Source organism: Micromonospora sp. NPDC049274 (genome assembly GCF_040678875.1).
Classification (GTDB): Bacteria; Actinomycetota; Actinomycetes; order Mycobacteriales; family Micromonosporaceae; genus Micromonospora.
The window spans coordinates 398,891-417,929 of the sequence record NZ_JBFAQS010000004.1 but is presented as its reverse complement, the minus strand read 5'-3'; the positions used below and the strand labels follow the sequence as shown (position 1 = coordinate 417,929).

Sequence of the window (19,039 nt, the reverse complement as noted above, 5' to 3'; positions counted from 1 at the left end):
TCCGGTGACCGATGGGTAACACTGGGGCACATGGTTACTGCATACTCAGTGCAAATAACCGTGTTGCGCGGCCGGGACGACCAGTGCCGGGCCATCCGGAGTCTGCTCGACGGCGTGCGCGACGGCGGCGGCGGAGCGCTGCTGCTGCACGGGGAGCCGGGGTCGGGCCGGTCGGCGTTGCTCTCCTACGCCCACCGGTACGCGAAGGACTGCACAGTCCTCACCGGAGCCGGGCTGCCCCAGGAGGCGACGCTGCCGTACGCCGGCCTGCAACGCCTGCTCGAACCGGTGCTCGACCGGGTCACCACCCTGCCCGAGCCCCGACGGCACCTGCTGTGCCGCGTGCTGGACGGGGAGGGCTGCCCGCCCGAGCGTCGGCTGGCCCTGTCGGTGGCAGTCCTCGGCCTGCTCGCCGCGGCCGCCCGGGAACGACCGCTGCTCGCCACCATGGACGACGTCGACCGGGGCGACCCGCAGACCGCGCAGGTGCTGGCGATCGTCGCCCGCCGGCTTCGGCACCTGCCGGCGGCCGTCCTGCTCACCGCGGACGCCACCGCCACCGTCGACGGCATCGCGGCGTACCGGCTTGCGCCGTTGAGCGAACGGGACAGCATCGCTGTCCTCACCGACCGGCTGCCCGAGCGACCCGCCGCGCCGGTCGCGGCCACGCTCGCCGGGGTCGGCGGCGGCAATCCGCAGGCCCTCGTGGACCTCGCCGAGGTGCTGAGCCCGGGACAGTGGCGTGGGGAGGAGCCGCTGCCCGCCGCGCCGCCGGCCGACGGCGCGCTCGCCCATGCCTACCGGACCCGCCTCGACCGGCTGCCGCCGGACACCCGCCGGATGCTGCTGCTCGCCGCGCTCGACGAGTCCGACGAACCGGCGACCTTCATTCGCGCGGCCGACGCCGCCGGCCTGGCCGTCGAGGCGCTCGCCCCCGCCGAGGCCGCCGGCCTGGTCCGTGTCGAGCCGGGGGGTGTCACGTTCGCGCAGCCGCTGGCCCGCACGATGGTCGCGGCCGGTGCGCCGCTCGCGCAACGGCGGGCGGCACACCGGCTGCTAGCGGAGGTCCTCGACCGGGACGGGCAGCGGCTGCGCCGGGCCATGCACCTCGCCGCCGCGACGGCGGGCGCCGATCCGGCCCTCGCCGACGAGTTGGAGCAGGCCGCGGTCGGTGGGCGCAACGGCTGGGCAGTGGCGTCGGCAGCGCTGTGCCGGGCCGCCGCGCTCAGCGACCGCCCGAGCGACGCCGCGGCCCGCCTGCTCGCGGCCGCCCGTTACGCCTGGGCCGCCGGCCAACCCGGCCAGACCCGGCTCCTGCTCGACCGCCTCCGCGCGACCTGCGTGGATCCGACCGTCACCGGGCACGCCGGGCTGCTGCGCGGCGAGCTGCAACTGCGCTGCGACGACGCCGCCGGCGCGGCGGCCACGCTGCTGTCCGCCGCGCGAACGGTGGCCGGGGCCGACCGCGCCGTTGCCATGGAGGCGCTGGCACGGGCCGGCGAGGCCGTGTGCTTCGCCGGCGACCAGTACCGGTACGCGGAGGTCGGCCGTCGGGCCGCGACCCTGCGGCGCCCGAACGACCCGCCGGCGGTGGAGCTGACGGGCTGCCTCGTCACCGGGGTGGCCGCCACGCTGCGGGGTGACCACGAGCGGGCCGGGCCCGCGCTGCGCCGAGCCGTCGTGCTGGGCGGCCGGTTGGCCGGGCCGGCGCTGACCCCGACCGCGCTCACCTGCGCGGCGGCGGCCGGGCTGGTGGTCGCCGTGGACGGGGCCGCGCACCGGCTCGCCGAGCGCGCCGTCGGGTTGGCGCGGGAGCGGGGCGAACTGTCCATGCTGTCCCGGGCGTTGGAGCTGCGCGCGGTCGCCGAGTACTGGTTGGGGCGGCACGAGGCGGCGGCGGAGACCTCCTGCGACGGGCTGCGGGTCGCCCGCGCCGCCGGGCAGTTCAACTGCGCCAATGTCCATCTGGGCATGCTCGCCGTGCTGGCGGCCGTCCGGGCCGACCGGGAAACCAGCCTGCGGCGGATCCGGGAGATCGGCCCGACGCCGACACCGGGTAGCCGGCCACACGCGCTCGCCGGATGGGCGCTGGCCGTGCTCGACCTCGTCGACGGTCGACACGCCGAGGCGGCGGCAAGACTGGCCTCGCTGGCCCGGCTCGGCACCGGCCGGGGCCAGGTGCTCGTCCAGGTGATGGCCACCCCGTACCTGGTGGAGGCGGCGGCCCACCTGCCGCACCGGCCGGCGGCCACGACGGCGCTCGCGGCCTTCGACAGGTGGGCGAGCAGCACCGCGAGCCCGCTTCGCCGCGCGCTCTCGGCCCGGTGTCACGCGCTGCTCGCGCCCCGGGGCGGCGTCGAGGCAGAGCGGGAGTTCCGGACCGCGCTGCGGCTGCACCCGACGGAGGACGGCGCCTTCGAACGGGCGCGTACCGAGCTGCTCTTCGGCCAGGAGCTGCGGCGCATCCGACGTCCACGGGACGCCCGGGGGCACCTGCACCAGGCTCGGGAGACGTTCACGCTGCTCGGCGCGGATCGCTGGGCCGAGCAGGCCACGGCCGAGCTGCGCGCTGCCGGGGAGTCGGTCGGTCCGCCGGACCTGCCGGCGGCGCGGTTGCTGACCGGCCAGCAACTGCGGATCGCGCAACTGGTCGCCGAGGGCGCCACCAACCGGGAGATCGCCGCCCGGATGTTCCTGTCCACCCGCACGGTCGACCACCACCTGCGCAACGTCTTCCACCGGCTGGGCATCCGCTCCCGTACCGAGTTGGCCCGTACCTTCGCGGCCGAGCCGCACGCCGGTCTGACCTCCGACCGGTGAGGGCAGCCCGCCCGCCGTCCGGTCTGGACGGCGTAAACTATCACCGCTAGTTTATGCGTCATGGAGCTCACCCTGACCGCCGAGCAGGCAGCGGTCCGCCAGCTCGCCGCCGAGTTCGCCGACCGGGAGTTGACGCCGTACGCCGCCGAGTGGGATCGGCGCGAGTCGGTCGACCCGGCCATCGTCGACAAACTCGGTGACCTGGGTTTCCTCGGGTTGACCATCGCCGAGGCCGACGGCGGCTCCGGCGGCGACCACCTCGCGTACTGCCTGGTCCTGGAGGAGCTCGGCCGGGGCGACTCGGCCGTGCGTGGCATCGTCTCCGTCTCGCTCGGCCTGGTCGCCAAGTCGATCGCCGCCCACGGGTCGGCCGCGCAGCGGGCCGATTGGCTGCCTCGGCTCTGCTCCGGCGCCGCGCTCGGCTGCTTCGGGCTGACCGAGCCGGACAGCGGATCGGACGCGGCCGCGCTGCGCACCCGCGCGGTCCGCGACGGCGACGACTGGCTGCTCACCGGCACGAAGACGTTCATCACCAACGGCACGACCGCCGACGTCGCCCTGATCTTCGCCCGCACCGGCGGCCCTGGCCACCGGGGCATCACCGCGTTCCTGGTGCCCACCGACAGTCCGGGTCTGACCCGGCGCGAGATCCACGGCAAGCTCGGCCTGCGCGGGCAGGCCACCGGTGAGCTGCGTCTCGACGACGTGCGAGTGCCCGACACCGCCCGCCTCGGCGCCGAGGGCGCCGGCTTCCGGCTGGCCCTGGCCACCCTCGCCAAGGGGCGGATGTCGGTGGCGGCCGGCTGCGTCGGAATCGCGCAGGGCTGCCTCGACGCGGCGGTGGGCTACGCCGGGCAGCGGACCCAGTTCGGCAAGCCGATCGCCGGTCACCAGCTCGTCCAGCAACTGCTCGCGGCCATCGCCGTGGACACCGCGGCCGCCCGCCTGCTGGTCTGGCAGGTCGCCGACCTGATCGACCGCGACCATCCGTTCGCCACCGAAGCGTCGATGGCGAAGCTCTTCGCCAGCGAGGCCGCGGTCCGCGCGGCCAACAACGCGGTCCAGGTCTTCGGGGGGTACGGCTACATCGACGAGTACCCCGTCGGCAAGTACCTGCGCGACGCGCGTGTCGCCACCCTCTACGAGGGCACCAGCCAGATCCAACAGCTCCTGATCGGACGCGCGCTCACCGGCGTCAACGCCTTCTAGTTCTAAGGACACCCGGATGCGAGTCTTCACCTCCGTCGACGAGCTGACCACCGCGGTCGGCGAGACCCTCGGGCCCGGCCCCTGGCAGCGGATCGAGCAGGACCGCGTGAACCTTTTCGCCGACGCCACCGACGACCACCAGTGGATCCACGTCGACCCGGTCCGCGCGGCGGCCGGGCCGTTCGGCGCCACGATCGCGCACGGCTACCTGACCCTGTCGCTGTTGCCGGCGCTGGCCGGGCAGCTCTACCGCGTCGAGGGGGTCACGATGGGAGTCAACTACGGGCTGAACCGGGTGCGCTTCCCCGCGCCGCTGCGGGTCGGCGCCGCCGTGCGGGCCACCGCCGTCATCGCGGAGGTGTCACCGGTCAGCGGTGGCGGGGTGCAGATGGTGACGGCGGTGACCGTGGAGAGCGACGGCGGCGGCAAGCCCGTGTGCGTCGCCGAGACGGTGAGCCGCCTCTACGGCAAGGCGGACGGCTGACTGTCTTCCCGCACCGCTTGACCCATCCGTCCGTGCGGGGGCGGCGACGGCATCCGTCGCCGCCCTCGCCGCCCGTCGTCGGTCCGGGCCCCGCACGGCACCGCGTTGGCGGGCATTACCGGCGCGGGGTCAGGGACCACCTACGGTCCCTTTGCTCTGCTTCAACCGGCGCACCAGTTTGAGCCGTTCGTGTTGCGTGTATTGAAGCAGAGCAAAGGGCGTGGGGAGGTGTGCCCGCCCCGGGCGGTCACGCGGTCGGTTAGGAGCGTCAGGCGACCGTGCAGGCGGCGCCGTTGAGCGTGAAGGCGGAGGGCTTACCGGCGTTGCCGGTGTGGGTGGCCTGGAAGCCGATGTCGACAGACGTGTTCGGGGCGATGGTGCCGTTGTAGGAGACGTTGCGCGCGGTCACCGCCCCGCTGGTCGGCGAGTAGCCGGCGTTCCAGCCGCCGGTGATGCTCTGGCCGCCCGGCAGTGTGAACGCCAGGGCCCAGCCGTTGATCGCGCTGCTACTCGTGTTGGCGACCGAGATGGACGCGGTGAGCCCGTTGTTCCAGGCGTTGACCGTGTACGTGACGCGGCAGCCCTCCGACGGCGGCGGCGTGGTCGGCGGTCCGGTGGTGGGCGGCGGGGTCGTCGGCGGGGGAGTGGTGGGCGGCGCGGTGGTGGGCGGTGCCGTGGTCGGTGGCGCGGTGGTGGGAGGCGTGTCGCCCCCGATGCTGCCGGGCACCGTGCGCAGGGCGTCGTACCAGGCGACTGCCATCTTGCGATAACCCGTGGCGTTGGGGTGGACGCCGTCGGCCAGGTCGCTGAGCGTCAGCGCGCGGTACATGTCGACCAGGTGGACGTGCTTACCGGCGGCGGCCCTGGTCTGCACGATCCCCGGGATCGCCGCGTTGTAGCCGCGGACCTGACTGTCCGCGCCGGACTTCGGGATGATCGTCGCGACGAACACGTCCGCGTTCGGCGCGGTGTTCGTGATGCGATCGACAAGGGTGGCCAGCCGAGCCGGAGCGCCGGAGGTGTCCCCGTACATGTCGTTGGTGCCGATGTGCAGCAGCACGGTGCGCGGGTTGGTGGCGCGCAGCCAGTTGACGATGTTGGCGTCGATCTGGGCGATGGTCCACCCGGAGTGGCCCTCGTGGTCGTGGTCACCGAGGCTGGCCGGGCCGTTGAACCCGGAACCGACGAAGTCGATCCGGTAGCCGCCGGAGGCGAACCGTTGCCAGAGTTCGATCCGGTAGCCACCGGCGACGTTGAAACCGTCGGTGATCGAGTCGCCGAGGGGCATGACGCGTACCCCGCCGTTGGACTCGGCGCTCGCGGGCGCGGTCGCCACCGGGACGGCGGCGGTCATGGCCGCGACGGCGGCCAGGGCCGCCCACCACAGTCGGGCCCGGCGGTGCCTCGGCGTCGTGGGGGTGGCGGGCGGCGGGGGGACGGGGTTGCCGAGGATCGATCTGCTCATGGGGCTTCCTCAGGTGGTGGGGGCGCGACGACCGCGGCCCGCCGACGAGGCGCAACCGCACGGTACGCGAGGGTGAGCTGCGCGAGGACCAGGAACCCGGACGTCAGAACCGCTGGTCGTACGCACTGGTCATCGACGATCGGAGACGACGGATCGATGAGACCCGGCCGGGATGTGCCCTGCACCCCGCCCGGACGCACCATAGCTTGTTATCGCTAACACCGGCAACGGATCGAACGTCGACGATGGTCGGGAGTGGGCGAGGCGGTCAGTCCCCGCCCACCGTGTCGTTCGGCGCGAGCGTCGCCGCGAGCCAGCGCAGCTGCCGTCGGACGTGCACGGCCTCGCCGCCCTCATGCCCGTTGAACGGGTAGACGTGCATCTCCCGCTGCGGCGGGGCCGGCCGTCCGGTCGCGGCGCCGTACTGGTTGTAGGCGGCGAAGCCGGTGCTCGGCGGGCAGACGGTGTCGCGCAGGCCGATGCCGAAGTGCGCCGGCGCGGTCGCCCGCCGGGCGAAGGTCACCCCGTCGACATAGGACAGCGTGCGGCGGACCGCGTCCTCGGCCTCCCGGTGCACCGCCAGGTACCGGCCGATCTCACCGTACGGCGACACGTCGCTGAGCGTGACGGCACGCTGGACGTCGCAGAGGAACGGGGCGGTCGTCAGCACCGCCGCGAGGTCGTCGACGAGGCCGGCCACGGCCAGGGCCAGGCCACCGCCCTGGCTGTTGCCGACCACGGCGACCCGGCCCGGGTCGACGCCGGGCAGGACGCGAACCACCTCGACGGCCCGGACCGCGTCGGTGATCAGACGCCGGTAGTGGTAGTCGTGCGGATCGAGGATTCCCCAGGTGGCCGGCCAGGGGCCACCGGGCCTGCCGTGCGGGTCGGCGGTGTCACCCGCGCCGTGCTGCCCCGCCTGGCCGCGGTTGTCCATCAACAGGTGCGCGTATCCGGCGACCGGCCAGGTCAGCCGCTCGTGCGGCAGGCCGCGCCCGCGCCCGTAGCCGGCGTACTCCACCACGGCGGGCAGTGGCCCCCGCACGCCCGCCGGGCGGGTGTACCAGGCTCGCACCGGGTCACCGCCGAAGCCGGCGAACGTGACGTCCCAGGAGTCGAGCAGGCGCAGATCGGTGGGTTCGGGACGGACGTCCACGAGCACCGGACGGGTGGCGGCCTCGGCCAGGGTGCCACGCCAGAACTGGTCGAAGTCCTCGGGCTCGGCGACGGCCGGGGCGTACCGCTCAAGCTCGTCCAGAACGGGGTCGGAGTGGGGCACGGTTCCTCGCAGGGTCAGGGCTGCTGGGCGGGGGGTGCGGTGCTCTCCCGGACGACCAGCTCGGTCACCAGGTCGATTCGGCTGGTCGCCGGGCCGTTGCCCCCGACCAGGTCGAGCAGCATCTGGGTGGCGATGCCCGCCATGTCGCGCAGCGGCTGGTTGATGGTGGTGAGAGCCGGGTCGGTCCAGGTGGCGACCGGCAGGTTGTCGTACCCGATCACCGAGAGGTCCTCGGGGACGCGTAGGCCGCACTGCCGGGCGGCCCGGAGCACCCCCATGGCCTGCGTGTCCGAGCCGGCGAAGATCGCCGTGGGCCGGTCCGGCCGGTTCAGCAACTGGAGGCCGTGGGCGTGCCCGGCGCCTGCGGAGAAGCTGCCGTAGCGGACCAGGTCGGGGTCGACGCTCAACCCGATCTCCTCGTGGGCGTGCTGGAAGCCCGCAGCCCGGGCCCGGCTGCACAGCACGTCGGGCGGCCCGGAGATGACGGCGTTTCGTCGGTGGCCCAGCTCCAGCAGGTGGCGAGCCGCGAGCAGGCCACCGTTCCAGTTGTTCGACCCGACCGTGGGCACGGAGGCCGAGGTCGCGCTGTCGGTGTCGATCACGACAAACGGGACGCCCTGACGTCGCAGCTGCTGTTGCTGCGCCTCGGCCAGGTGACAGAGGACGAACAGCACACCCGACGGGCGTTGGCTGAGCAGCGCGTCGAGCCACCGTTGGGGTGGGCGGTGCGCACCGTCGAGTTGGGAGACCGCGAGGCCGATGCCGGCGATGCTGGTCACCGCCTCGGCGCCGCGCAGGACCTCCATCGCCCAGCCGGTGTCGAACTCGTGGAACACGAGATCGATCCGCCCCGCGCCGGGCGACCGCCGCGCGCGACGCTGGTACTGGTGACGATCGAGACTCTCCTCGATCCGGGCGCGGGTGCCGGGAGCGACATCCTCGTGGCCGTTGAGGACCTTGGACACCGTGGCGACCGAGACGCCGACGTCATGGGCGATCGTCGCGATGGTGGTGGAGGCGGGTGGGCCGAGCGGGCGGTGCTCTGTCATCGCAGCCTCGTGCAGCGTCGAAATTTTCGGAAGACCTTAGCACGATCGTCCGGTCAGGACGGTCGCTGCGAGCGTGGATCGGCTGCTGCCGGGACCGTTTCCGGGCGCGTTCATGACTCAGCGCAATGGCCGGTGCAACGCGTCGTACGACGGAGTCGTTCCACGACCGATCGAGCCCCTTGACTACATCCGGGCGGTGGACTTAGGTTGCCGAAAAGGTTGCTTGGGTTTCCGGAAAGTTTCGGGTCGCACACCGTCCGCCACGGACCGATCCCACGAGGATGCGGGAACGTGGCCGGAGCTAGGGGGTCTCGGCATGAGAAGTCAGCTGCCCGCCGACGGCGAAACGGCGTCCCGCGACGCCACACCGTGGCGCGACGCGCGGCTGTCACCTGCCGAGCGGGCCGAGGCGCTGCTCCCGCTGATGTCGGTGCGGGAGAAGATCGCCCAGCTCGTCGGCGTCTGGGTGGGCGCGGACGCCTCCGGCGAGGGCGTCGCCCCCCACCAGTCCGACATGGTCGCCGAGACACCGGCCTGGGACACCGTCATCGCCCACGGGCTGGGCCAGCTCACCCGCCCGTTCGGCACCGCGCCCGTCGACCCGGTGCTCGGCGCCCGGTCGCTGGCCGCCTCCCAGGCGCAGATCGTCGCCGCCAGCCGGTTCGGCATCCCCGCCCAGGTGCACGAGGAGTGCCTCACCGGGTTCGCCGCCTGGCGGGCCACCGTCTACCCGACCCCGCTGGGTTGGGGCGCGTCGTTCGATCCCGCCCTGGTCGAGGAGATGGCCGGCCGGATCGGCCGGTCGATGCGCGCCGCTGGCGTACACCAGGGGCTCGCGCCCGTCGTCGACGTCACCCGCGACTACCGCTGGGGCCGCACCGAGGAGACGATCGGGGAGGACCCGTACCTGGTGGGGACGACAGGCGCGGCGTACGTGCGGGGCCTGGAGAACGCCGGCGTGGTGGCCACCCTCAAGCACTTCGCCGGCTACTCCGCCTCCCGGGGTGGCCGCAACCTCGCCCCGGTGTCGATGGGGCGCCGCGAACTGGCCGACGTCATCCTGCCGCCGTTCGAGATGGCCCTGCGCCTTGGCGGCGCACGCTCGGTAATGAACTCGTACGCCGAGATCGACGGCATGCCGGCCGCCGCGGACGAGCAGCTGCTGACCGGGCTGCTGCGCGACGAGTGGGGCTTCACCGGCACCGTGGTCGCCGACTACTTCGCCGTCCGGTTCCTGCAGACCCTGCACGGTGTCGCCGAACGGTCCGCCGACGCCGCCCACCTCGCCCTGCGCGCCGGGATCGACGTCGAGCTGCCCACCGTGGACGCCTTCGGCGACCCGTTGGTGGAGGCGGTCCACGCCGGCGAGATCGACGAGGCGCTCATCGACCGGGCGCTGCGTCGGGTGTTGATCCAGAAGATCGAGCTCGGCCTCCTCGACGAGGACTGGCGGGAGCTGCCCGACGACATCGCGGACCTGCGCCTCGACGACGAGATCGGCCGGGACATCGCCGTACGCCTGGCCCGCGAGTCCGTCGTCCTGCTGCGCAACGGCGGCGTCCTGCCGCTGCCCGTCGCGAGCCGCGTGGCCCTGGTCGGGCCGGTCGCCGACGATCCGATGGCGATGCTCGGCTGCTACTCCTTCCCCAACCACGTCGGCGTCAACCACAGTGACCACGGCCTCGGTCTCGAGATCGCCTCGCTGCGTGAGGAACTGGCCCGCCGGGTCCCCCTGCTCACCCACGAGCCGGGCTGCACCATCACCGGCGAGGACACCTCGAGCATCCCGGCCGCGGTCGCCGCGGCCACCGCCGCCGACGTGTGTGTGCTCGCCGTCGGCGACCGGGCGGGAATGTTCGGCCGGGGCACCTCCGGTGAGGGCTGCGACGCCGCCGACCTGCGGCTGCCCGGGGTGCAGGCCGAGCTCGTCCGGGCCGTCCTCGCCACGGGCACGCCGGTCGTGCTGGTGCTGATGACCGGCCGGCCGTACGCGCTCGGCAGGGAGTTCGACGCCGCGGCGGCCGTCGTGCAGGCGTTCTTTCCCGGCCAGCTCGGCGGGCAGGCGCTCGCCGAGGTGCTCACCGGCGCGGTGAACCCGTCCGGGCGGCTGCCGGTCAGCGTCCCCCGCGACGCCGGTGGGCTGCCGGGCACCTACCTGTCGCCGCCACTCGGGCACCGCAGCAAGGTGTCCTCGATCGACCCGACACCGGCGTACCCGTTCGGCCACGGCCTGAGCTACACGACCTTCGAGTGGTCCGACGCCACTGTCGTGGAGCCGGCGGATGCAACGGGGGCCGAGACGGTGGCGTGGCCCGTCGACGGCGAGGCGCTGGTGCGGATCACCGTCTCGAACACCGGTGACCGGGCCGGCACCGAGGTGGTGCAGCTCTACCTGCACGACCCGGTGGCGCAGACCACCCGCCCGGTGATCCGGCTCGTCGGCTACACCCGGGTGCCGCTGGAGCCCGGCGCGGCGGCCCACGTGACGTTCGGCGTACCGGCCGACATGGCGTCGTTCACCGGTCGGTCCGGTCGGCGCATCGTCGAACCCGGCGCGGTGGAGCTGCGGTTCGGGCGGTCGAGCGGAGAGATGGCGGCGGCCCTTCCGCTGCGGCTCACCGGGGCCGAGCGCCAGGTCGGCCACCAGCGGGAACTACTCACGTCGGTGCGGATCGAGCCCCTGGTGGCCGTCGCGCACTCCGCACAGGAGGGCCGAGGATGACATCCGAGACGTTACGGCCACCGCCGCCGGCGCCGCCCGGTGTTCCGGCGGAGGCCACCGTTCCCGCGCCGCGGGCGCCGCGTCGACGTCGCACCTGGCGGCAGGCGCTGCGCCGGGACTGGCAGCTCTACTCGCTGGCCGTTCTGCCGCTGCTGTTCTTCCTGGTCTTCCGGTACCTCCCGATGATCGGCAACGTGATCGCCTTCCGCCGGTTCAAGCCGGGCGGGAGCATCTTCGGCGAGTACTGGGTGGGGCTGCGGTACTTCCGGATGTTCCTCACCGACCCCACCTTCTGGGACGTCTTCACCAACACGCTCGTGCTCGGGACGCTGACCCTGCTGTTCTGCTTCCCGCTGCCGATCGTTCTGGCGTTGCTGCTCAACGAGGTGCGCGCCCGCCGGCTGCGGCGGTTCGTCCAGTCGGTGTCCTACCTGCCGCACTTCCTGTCGATCGTGATCGTGGCGGCCATGGTCATGCAGTTGACCTCGGTCGACGGCACCGTCAACCAGATCGTGCAGGCCACCGGCGGCGATGCGGTGCCGTTCCTGCAACGCGCCGAGTGGTTCCGGACCATCTACGTGTCGTCAGAGGTCTGGCAGACGGTCGGCTGGGGCACCATCCTCTACCTCGCGGCGCTCACCACCGTCGACGACGACCTGTACGAGGCGGCCCGGATCGACGGCGCCAACCGGTGGCGGCAGACGTGGCACGTGACGCTCCCGGGCATCCGCCCGACCATGGTGACGTTGCTGATCCTCAACATTGGCAACTTCATGGCGGTCGGGTTCGAGAAGATCCTGCTGCTCTACAACCCGCTGACCTACCCGACCGCCGATGTGCTCTCCACGTACCTGTTCCGGATGGGCTTCGGGTCCAGCAACTTCAGCTATGCCGCCGCCATCGGATTGTTCGAGGCGGTCATCGGGCTCACGCTGGTCCTGACGGCGAACCTGATCGCCCGTCGCACGGTGGGGACGAGCCTGTGGTGACAGTCGACGCCACCGACACCGCCACCGGGAGCGGCCTGCCAACCCCCGCGCGACCGCGCGGCATCCGTCCGAGTCGGGGCTACCGCGTCTTCCAGGCCTGCAACGCGATAGTGCTCACCATCGTCGTGGTGGTGACGCTGTACCCGTTCGTCAACGTCGTGGCCCGCTCGCTCAGCGACGAGCAGTACATCATCGGCGGCAAGGTCAACCTCGTGCCGCTCGGGTTCAACCTGGACACCTACCGGCTCGTGCTCAACGATTCGCTGTTCTGGACGAACTACCGCAACACCCTGTTCTACACGGTCGTCGCCACCGCCATCTCGATCGTGCTGACCACCTGCTACGCGTACGTGCTGTCCAAGAAGCACCTGCGGGGCCGTACGGCGCTGATCGGTATCGCGGTCTTCACCATGTTCTTCACCGGCGGCCTGATCCCCAACTACGTGCTGGTCACGAGCCTGGGCATGAAGAACACCGTCTGGGCCATTGCGGTGCCCAACGCGATAAACGTGTTCAACCTGCTGGTGATGAAGGCGTTCTTCGAGAGCCTGCCCACCGACCTGGAGGAGGCTGCGGCAGTCGACGGGCTCAACACGTACGGGATCCTGCTGCGCATCGTGCTGCCGCTGTCGAAGGCGATCGTCGCCACGATGGTGCTGTTCTACGCGGTGGCTTTCTGGAACTCCTGGTTCGCCGCCTTCCTCTACATGGACCAGCAGGAGCTGTGGCCGGTGACGGTCTATCTGCGCAACCTGATCGCGGGGGCCACCGGCGCGGAGAACGTCGGCGTGATCGCCGAGGCCGACGAGGTGCAGGCCGACGCGACGATCAAGGCCGTGACGATCGTGCTCACGACCCTGCCCATTCTCGCGGTCTACCCCTTCGTCCAGCGGTACTTCGTCCGCGGCGTGATGCTCGGCGCCGTCAAGGGCTGACCGGCACGTCCACCTTTTCCCTCCACCGAACCCGAAAGGACCGCCATGCTCCACCGATCGTGGCGCCGCGCCGCGACAGCGGCAGTAGCCGCCCTGCTCGCGGCCACCAGCATCGCCGCCTGTAGCGACGACCCGTCCGACGCCAAGGACCTGTCGGAGAACCGGGCCGGTGCGATGGCCGACTACGGCATCGGCAAGCAGTTCAAGGCGAGCGAGCCGGTCTCCTTCTCCATCCTCTACAACAACCATCCGAACTACCCGCTGCGCGACGACTGGCTGTTCTGGAAGGAGCTGAAGTCGCGGGCCAACGTCACCCTCACGCCGGTCGCCGTGCCGCTGAGCGACTACGAGCAGAAGCGCAGCCTGCTGATCGGCGCCGGCGACGCTCCGTTGATCATTCCGAAGACGTACCCCGCCCAGGAGGACGCCTACGTCTCCTCCGGGGCGATCCTGCCGGTCAGTGACTACCTCGACCTGATGCCGAACCTGCAGGACAAGATCTCGAAGTGGAACCTCAAGCCCGAGATCGACGGGCGGCGCCAGGAGGACGGCAAGTTCTACCTGCTGCCGGGGCTGCACGAGAAGCCCTGGCAGGACTACTCGGTGGCGATCCGGACCGACATCCTCGACGAGTTGAACCTCACGGTCCCGAAGACCTGGGACGAGCTGTACACGGTGCTCAAGGCCATGAAGGCCAAGTACCCGGACGTGTATCCGTTCTCCGACCGGTGGAGCAAGCCCAACCCGGCCGGCAACCTGCTCAACCTCCTGGCTGTCTCGTACGGGCTCCAGGGCGCGGGCTGGAACTTCCAGCACACCTCGTGGGACGCGAACGCCAAGAAGTTCGTCTACACCGGCGCCACGGAGCAGTACAAGCAGATGCTCCAGTACCTCAACAAGTTGGTGTCGGAGAAGCTGCTCGACCCGGAGAGCTTCACCCAGACCGACGACCAGGCCCGGCAGAAGCTCGCCAACGGCAAGTCCTTCGTGATCAGCGCCAACGCGCAGGCCGTGGTGAACGACTACCGACCCGACCTCGCGAAGACCAACCCCAAGGCGACGATCTCCAAGATTCCGCTGCCGATCGGGCCGGCCGGTGAGGTCAACCCCGCCAGCCGGTTGGAGAACGGCGTGATGATCTCCTCGAAGGCCCGCGAGAGCAAGAACTTCGTGGCGATGATGCAGTTCATCGACTGGCTCTGGTATTCCGATGCCGGCCAGGAGTTCGCCAAGTGGGGCGTCGAGGGAACGACGTTCGTCCGGGACGCCGCCGGCAAGCCCAAGCTGGCGCCCGACGTCAACGTCATCGGCCTGAACCCCAAGGCGCCCAAGCATCTGCAGAAGGACTTCGGCTTCTACAACGGTGTCTTCGCCTACGGCGGCAAGCCGGAGCTGGTGCAGGGCTTCTTCGCTCCCGAGGAGCAGGAGTTCCAGAAGGTGCTCAACGCCCGTCCGCCGGTCGCGGTGCCCCCGCCGCACCCGCTCAACGACGAGGAGCGGGAGCAGGCGTCACTGTGGGAGACGCCGCTGAAGGACGCCGTCTACCAGGCGACCCTGCAGTTCGCGCTCGGCCAGCGGAACCTGTCCGAGTGGGACGCCTACGTGGCCGAGTTGAAGGGCAAGAACATGGACGCCTACCTGACCATGGTCAACAAGGCGTACGACAGGTACCAGAAGGACCACGGCTGATTGTCGGCCGGTCCGGTCGTGCCCGTCACGACCGGACCGGCCGCACACCGTCACCCGCGCACCGCAGCGAAGAGGACGAGATGACGCGCATGACCGTGTCGGCGGATCCGCAGGGCCGACTGTCCGACCCCCGACGCCGTGACGCCGGGCGGGGAGACCAGCGGTGAGCACCGCGCACGCCTGGCGGCAGTTCGGCGACGGCCCCCTGTCCCGGTTCGCGTCCCGCGTCTACATCCTGCTCGTGGTGGAGGTGCTGCTCCTCGTCACCACGCTGCCCGGCCTGCTTCCGCTGCTGCTGCTCGGCCGCGACCCCCGCAACCTGCCGCTGGCCGCGCTCCTGCTGCTGCCGATCGGCCCGGCGATCTGTGCCGCCCTGTACGCCCTGCGCCACCAGCCGCCCGATCTGACGGACCTGCGGCCCGCAGCCCTCTTCTGGCGGGGCTACCGGCTCAACGTCGGGGGAGCGCTGCGGGTCTGGGCCCCGACGTTGCTGTGGCTGACCGTGCTCGCGTTGAACCTGGCCTACCGCGGTGCGATAGGCCTCCCGAGGTGGTGGGTGGCGCCGCTGGTCCTGATCGCGGTCGGTGTGACCCTCTGCGCTGCCAACGCGCTGGTCATCACCGCACTGTACGAGTTCCGCACCCGCGACGTCCTGCGGCTGGCCGTGCACTTCCTCCTCCGTACCCCCGGGGTCACCCTCGGCAACGCCCTGCTGCTCGCCGCGGCGGCCGGGGTCACCGCGGTCTTCTCCGAGGCGGTCCCGGTGCTGCTCGCCTCGGTACTGGTCCTGGCGGTCCTGCGCGTCGGCGACCCGATGATCGACCTGATCCGGAAGGAGTTCACCGCATGAGCCTGTCCGCGACCGCCGAGGTGCGCTTCGACCGGGAGGACACGTGAACGCCTACGAGTCGACGGACCTGGAGGAGTCGATGTTCGTGGCAGAGCCACCGGGCGTCGAGGACCCGCGCGTGCATCCCGCCTGGCTCCCACCGGAGGCGTTCCGGGCGCTCGGCGCGCGCCGCGTCCTCGTGCACGGCGACGGGCTGCTCGTCGACACCGTCCTCGACGAGGTGACGCGTGCCTGCACCCGCTACGGCGGCCGGGTCTGGCATTCGCCCTCCTGGGACGTCGACGTCGACCTGGTCCTCCTCCTGCGCGACGCCGACGAGCTGCCCAGCTCCGCGGTCGAGGCGGCGCGGTCGGCCGGAGAGGCTGCGCTCGTCGACCTCGGCGGCGATGCGACGCTCGGCGACGAGGGGTTCCTGCTGACCCGCGCCGGTGACCTGACGGTGCTGCTGGCCGACGCGCCCGCCGGTCTGCTGTACGGGCTGTTCCACGTCGTACGGCTCTGCGCGGCGGCGTTCGACCCGGCCCGCCCACCCGAGCTGCACCGGCCGGCGCTGCGTCGGCGCATGCTGAACCACTGGGACAACGTGGCCGTGCACCCGGTGATGGGTCAGGTCGAACGGGGGTACGCGGGCGGCTCGATCTTCTGGGCCGGCGGCCGTCCGCGCGGGGACCTGGCGCGGATCCGGGAGTACGGACGGCTGCTGGCCGCCAGCGGGATCAACGCGATCTCGGTGAACAACGTCAACGTGGGTCACGCCGAGGCGCTGCTGCTCACCGACCGGCTCAACGACGTGGCGCAGATCGCGGGCGTGCTGCGCCCGTACGGCATCCGGGTTCACCTGTCGGTCACCTTCGCCGCGCCAGTGGTCCTCGGTGGACTGCCGACCGCCGACCCGTTCGACGAGGACGTCCGCGCCTGGTGGGCGGCCACCACCCGGCGGGTGTACGAGCGCATCGACGACTTCGGCGGCTACGTGGTGAAGGCCGACTCCGAGGGGCAACCCGGCCCGTTCACCTACGGGCGCGACCACGCCGACGGAGCGAACGTGCTCGCCGAGGCGCTCGCCCCGTACGGGGGAGTGGTGCACTGGCGGGCGTTCGTCTACAACCACCACCAGGACTGGCGGGACCGGTCCACCGACCGGGCGCGGGCCGCGTACGACCACTTCGCCCCGCTCGACGGGCGGTTCCGCACCAACGTCGTCCTGCAGGTGAAGTTCGGCCCGGTGGACTTCCAGACGCGGGAGCCGGTCTCGCCGGTGCTCGCCGCCATGCCGGCCACCCGGATCGCTGTCGAGTTGCAGGTCACGCAGGAGTACACGGGTCAGCAGCGGCACGTCTGCCACCTCGGGCCGTGCTGGAGCGAGGTGCTGCGCTTCGCGCCCTGGGGTCCCGGCGGGCGGACGATCGCCGACGTGGCCACCGGGGAGGCCGGCACGGGCGGTGGCCTGGTCGCCGTCGCCAACACCGGCGACGACCCCTTCTGGACCGGGCACCCGCTGGCGCAGGCCAACCTGTACACGTTCGGCAGGTTCGCCTGGGATCCGCGCCTCGACCCGACGGCGGTCCTCGACGAGTGGATGACGTTGACGTTTCCCCCGTCGGCGACCGCCGATCCGGAGCTGGTGCGGCGGACGTTGCACGAGATCATGGACGACTCCTGGCGGACGTACGAGCGGTACACGGCACCGCTGGGCGTCGGCTTCATGGTTCATCCCGGCGACCACTACGGGCCCGACGTCGACGGGTACGAGTACTCGCGGTGGGGCACCTACCACTTCGCCGACCGCGACGGCGTCGGCGTGGACCGCAGTCGCGCGACGGGCACCGGCTTCGCCGGCCAGTACCCGCCCTACTGGGCCGACGTCTACGAGTCGCCGCAGACGTGCCCCGACGAACTGCTGCTCTTCTTCCACCACGTCCCGTACACGCACGTCCTGCACAGCGGGTCCACGGTCATCCAGCACATCTACGACACCCACTTCGCGGGCGTCGAGGAGGTGACGGTGATGCGGCGGCGGTGGCGGACCCTGAACGGGATGATCGATCCGGCCGTCTATGAGCGGGTGGCCGAACGCCTCGACGAGCAGGTGCGCAGCGCCACCGAATGGCGGGACCAGATCAACACGTACTTCTTCCGCAAGTCGGGCATACCCGACGCGCGGGGGCGGCGCATCCACTGACCGCTCACCAGGGGTGTATGGTCCCGTCCTCCAACCGGTTCACCGGCAGGTACGCGGGCGCGTACGGGTAGCGGGCTGCCGCCTCCTCGTCGATGTCGACGCCCAGCCCGGGGGTCTCGGCGGGATGCAGGTAGCCGTCGGCGTAGTGGTAGCCGTGCGGGAACACCTCGTCGGTCTCTGCGGTGTGCCGCATGTACTCCTGGAGCCCGAAGTTGGGGATCGAGATGTCGAGCTGGAGCGCGGCGGCCATGCAGACGGGCGACAGGTCGGTGGCGCCGTGTGAGCCGCTGCGGACGTGGTGCAGCGCCGCGAGGTCGAAGATGCGGCGCAGGTGGGTGATGCCGCCGGCGTGCACCACGGTGGCCCGGATGTAGTCGATGAGCTGCTCCCGGATGAGCTGCGCCGCGTCGAAGACGCTGTTGAAGACCTCGCCCACGGCGATCGGGGTGGTGGTGTGCTGCCGGATCAGCCGGAAGCCCTCCTGGAGGTCGGCGGGGACCGGATCCTCCATCCAGGTCAGCGCGTAGGGCTCCAGACTCTGGCCGAGCCGGGCCGCCTCGATGGGCGTGAGCCGGTGGTGCACGTCGTGCAGCAGCCGCAGGGTGGGGCCGAACTCGTCGCGGACCCGGGCGAACACGCCTGGCACGTGCGACAGGTAGCGCGGCGTCGACCAGGTGGCCTCGCTGGGCAGCGCCGCGTCGGCCGGCTCGTAGAAGAGCTTGTCGGCGCTGACCCCGTACGTCTTGGGCAGGCCCGGCACACCGCACTGCACCCGCACGGCCCGGTAGCCGAGGTCGACGTAGCGGGCGACCTCGACCAGCACCTCCTCGACGGTCTCGCCGTTGGCGTGGCCGTACACCGTGACGCCCTCGCGGGACCGGCCGCCGAGCAACTGGTAGACCGGCAGGCCCGCGACCTTGCCCTTGATGTCCCACAGCGCGGTGTCCACCGCGGCGATGGCGCTCATCGTGACCGGCCCGCGCCGCCAGTACGCGCCCTGGTACAGGTACTGCCAGGTGTCCTCGATCCGCGCCGGATCCCGGCCGATCAGCAGCGGCGCCACGTGGTCGCGCAGGTACGACGCGACGGCCAGCTCCCGCCCGTTGAGGGTGGCGTCCCCGACGCCTGTGACGCCCTCGTCGGTGACGATCTTGAGGGTGACGAAGTTGCGGCCCGGACAGGTCACGATGACCCGGGCGTCGACGATCTTCACTCGATCTCCTTCGTGCCTGCGGGAGTCGGGTGAGGACGCTCGCAGAGGGGTCACGCGAGGACGGTTTGCTTATCGAGAACGTGCCGATAATAGCCCGCCGACAGCAGGTGGTGAACGATGCCGCCGGCCCGTGCTCATGCGCAGGTGAACGCC

General features: G+C 71.6%; 13 protein-coding genes. 9 read left to right on the top strand and 4 right to left on the bottom strand.

All coding sequences use genetic code 11. The features are described from left to right. Positions 1–48: 48 nt before the first annotated feature. The 3 genes from AB0K10_RS10780 to AB0K10_RS10770 are packed head-to-tail and all read left to right on the top strand — an operon-like array spanning position 49 to position 4,513. Positions 49–2,820: an AAA family ATPase gene (locus tag AB0K10_RS10780; RefSeq protein ID WP_363682090.1), complete on the top strand. Its 2,772-nt coding sequence runs from the start codon at positions 49–51 to the stop codon at positions 2,818–2,820. A gap of 60 nt (positions 2,821–2,880) precedes the next feature. After that, positions 2,881–4,029 (top strand): acyl-CoA dehydrogenase family protein, encoded by a 1,149-nt coding sequence (locus tag AB0K10_RS10775; protein WP_363682088.1) that lies wholly within the window; start codon positions 2,881–2,883, stop codon positions 4,027–4,029. Positions 4,030–4,045: 16 nt separating this feature from the next. Next, positions 4,046–4,513, top strand: coding sequence for a MaoC family dehydratase (locus AB0K10_RS10770; RefSeq protein ID WP_363682086.1), 468 nt, complete (start codon positions 4,046–4,048; stop codon positions 4,511–4,513). 268 nt (positions 4,514–4,781) lie between these two features. Here AB0K10_RS10770 and AB0K10_RS10765 read toward each other — a convergent pair whose 3' ends face one another. The 3 genes from AB0K10_RS10765 to AB0K10_RS10755 form a co-directional block, all read right to left on the bottom strand. Beyond that, a complete protein-coding gene (locus AB0K10_RS10765) occupies positions 4,782–5,978 on the bottom strand; it encodes a cellulose binding domain-containing protein (RefSeq protein WP_363682084.1) in 1,197 nt (398 codons plus the stop codon). A gap of 268 nt (positions 5,979–6,246) precedes the next feature. Then, positions 6,247–7,257: an acetylxylan esterase gene (locus AB0K10_RS10760; RefSeq protein ID WP_363682082.1), complete on the bottom strand. Its 1,011-nt coding sequence runs from the start codon at positions 7,255–7,257 to the stop codon at positions 6,247–6,249. A 14-nt stretch (positions 7,258–7,271) separates the two neighbouring features. Then, positions 7,272–8,306: a substrate-binding domain-containing protein gene (locus AB0K10_RS10755; RefSeq protein WP_363682080.1), complete on the bottom strand. Its 1,035-nt coding sequence runs from the start codon at positions 8,304–8,306 to the stop codon at positions 7,272–7,274. A 316-nt stretch (positions 8,307–8,622) separates the two neighbouring features. Here AB0K10_RS10755 and AB0K10_RS10750 point away from each other — a divergent pair, with 316 nt between their 5' ends. The 6 genes from AB0K10_RS10750 (at position 8,623) to AB0K10_RS10725 (ending at position 17,673) form a co-directional block, all read left to right on the top strand. Beyond that, positions 8,623–11,028, top strand: coding sequence for a glycoside hydrolase family 3 N-terminal domain-containing protein (locus AB0K10_RS10750; protein WP_363682078.1), 2,406 nt, complete (start codon positions 8,623–8,625; stop codon positions 11,026–11,028). After that, on the top strand, positions 11,025–12,017 hold the full coding sequence (locus tag AB0K10_RS10745) for an ABC transporter permease subunit (RefSeq protein WP_363682076.1): 993 nt from the start codon (positions 11,025–11,027) through the stop codon (positions 12,015–12,017). The genes AB0K10_RS10750 and AB0K10_RS10745 overlap by 4 nt, the downstream gene beginning before the upstream one ends. Beyond that, positions 12,014–12,952, top strand: a complete 939-nt coding sequence (locus AB0K10_RS10740) for a carbohydrate ABC transporter permease (protein WP_363682074.1) — start codon at positions 12,014–12,016, stop codon at positions 12,950–12,952. Before AB0K10_RS10745 ends, AB0K10_RS10740 begins: the two co-directional genes overlap by 4 nt. Positions 12,953–12,997: 45 nt before the next feature. Then, complete coding sequence (locus AB0K10_RS10735) at positions 12,998–14,641, top strand: extracellular solute-binding protein (RefSeq protein WP_363682072.1); 1,644 nt, start codon at positions 12,998–13,000, stop codon at positions 14,639–14,641. A 163-nt stretch (positions 14,642–14,804) separates the two neighbouring features. Further along, on the top strand, positions 14,805–15,491 hold the full coding sequence (locus tag AB0K10_RS10730) for a hypothetical protein (protein WP_363682070.1): 687 nt from the start codon (positions 14,805–14,807) through the stop codon (positions 15,489–15,491). A gap of 43 nt (positions 15,492–15,534) precedes the next feature. After that, positions 15,535–17,673 (top strand): alpha-glucuronidase, encoded by a 2,139-nt coding sequence (locus tag AB0K10_RS10725; protein WP_363682068.1) that lies wholly within the window; start codon positions 15,535–15,537, stop codon positions 17,671–17,673. Positions 17,674–17,677: 4 nt separating this feature from the next. On the opposite strand, the gene manD is transcribed toward AB0K10_RS10725, so the two are convergent. Then, the gene (gene manD / locus AB0K10_RS10720) at positions 17,678–18,886 is read right to left on the bottom strand and encodes a D-mannonate dehydratase ManD (protein ID WP_363682066.1); all 1,209 of its coding nucleotides are present in this window, start codon (positions 18,884–18,886) and stop codon (positions 17,678–17,680) included. Positions 18,887–19,039: the final 153 nt, after the last annotated feature.

What these genes read in the sequence shown, in the direction of transcription:
- AB0K10_RS10775 (WP_363682088.1), top strand. Translation starts at nt 2,881, where the DNA reads ATGGAGCTCACCCTGACCGCCGAGCAGGCAGCGGTCCGCCAGCTCGCC.
- AB0K10_RS10735 (WP_363682072.1), top strand. Translation starts at nt 12,998, where the DNA reads ATGCTCCACCGATCGTGGCGCCGCGCCGCGACAGCGGCAGTAGCCGCC.
- AB0K10_RS10745 (WP_363682076.1), top strand. Translation starts at nt 11,025, where the DNA reads ATGACATCCGAGACGTTACGGCCACCGCCGCCGGCGCCGCCCGGTGTT.
- AB0K10_RS10755 (WP_363682080.1), bottom strand. Translation starts at nt 8,306, where the DNA reads ATGACAGAGCACCGCCCGCTCGGCCCACCCGCCTCCACCACCATCGCG.
- AB0K10_RS10770 (WP_363682086.1), top strand. Translation starts at nt 4,046, where the DNA reads ATGCGAGTCTTCACCTCCGTCGACGAGCTGACCACCGCGGTCGGCGAG.
- AB0K10_RS10765 (WP_363682084.1), bottom strand. Translation starts at nt 5,978, where the DNA reads ATGAGCAGATCGATCCTCGGCAACCCCGTCCCCCCGCCGCCCGCCACC.
- AB0K10_RS10750 (WP_363682078.1), top strand. Translation starts at nt 8,623, where the DNA reads ATGAGAAGTCAGCTGCCCGCCGACGGCGAAACGGCGTCCCGCGACGCC.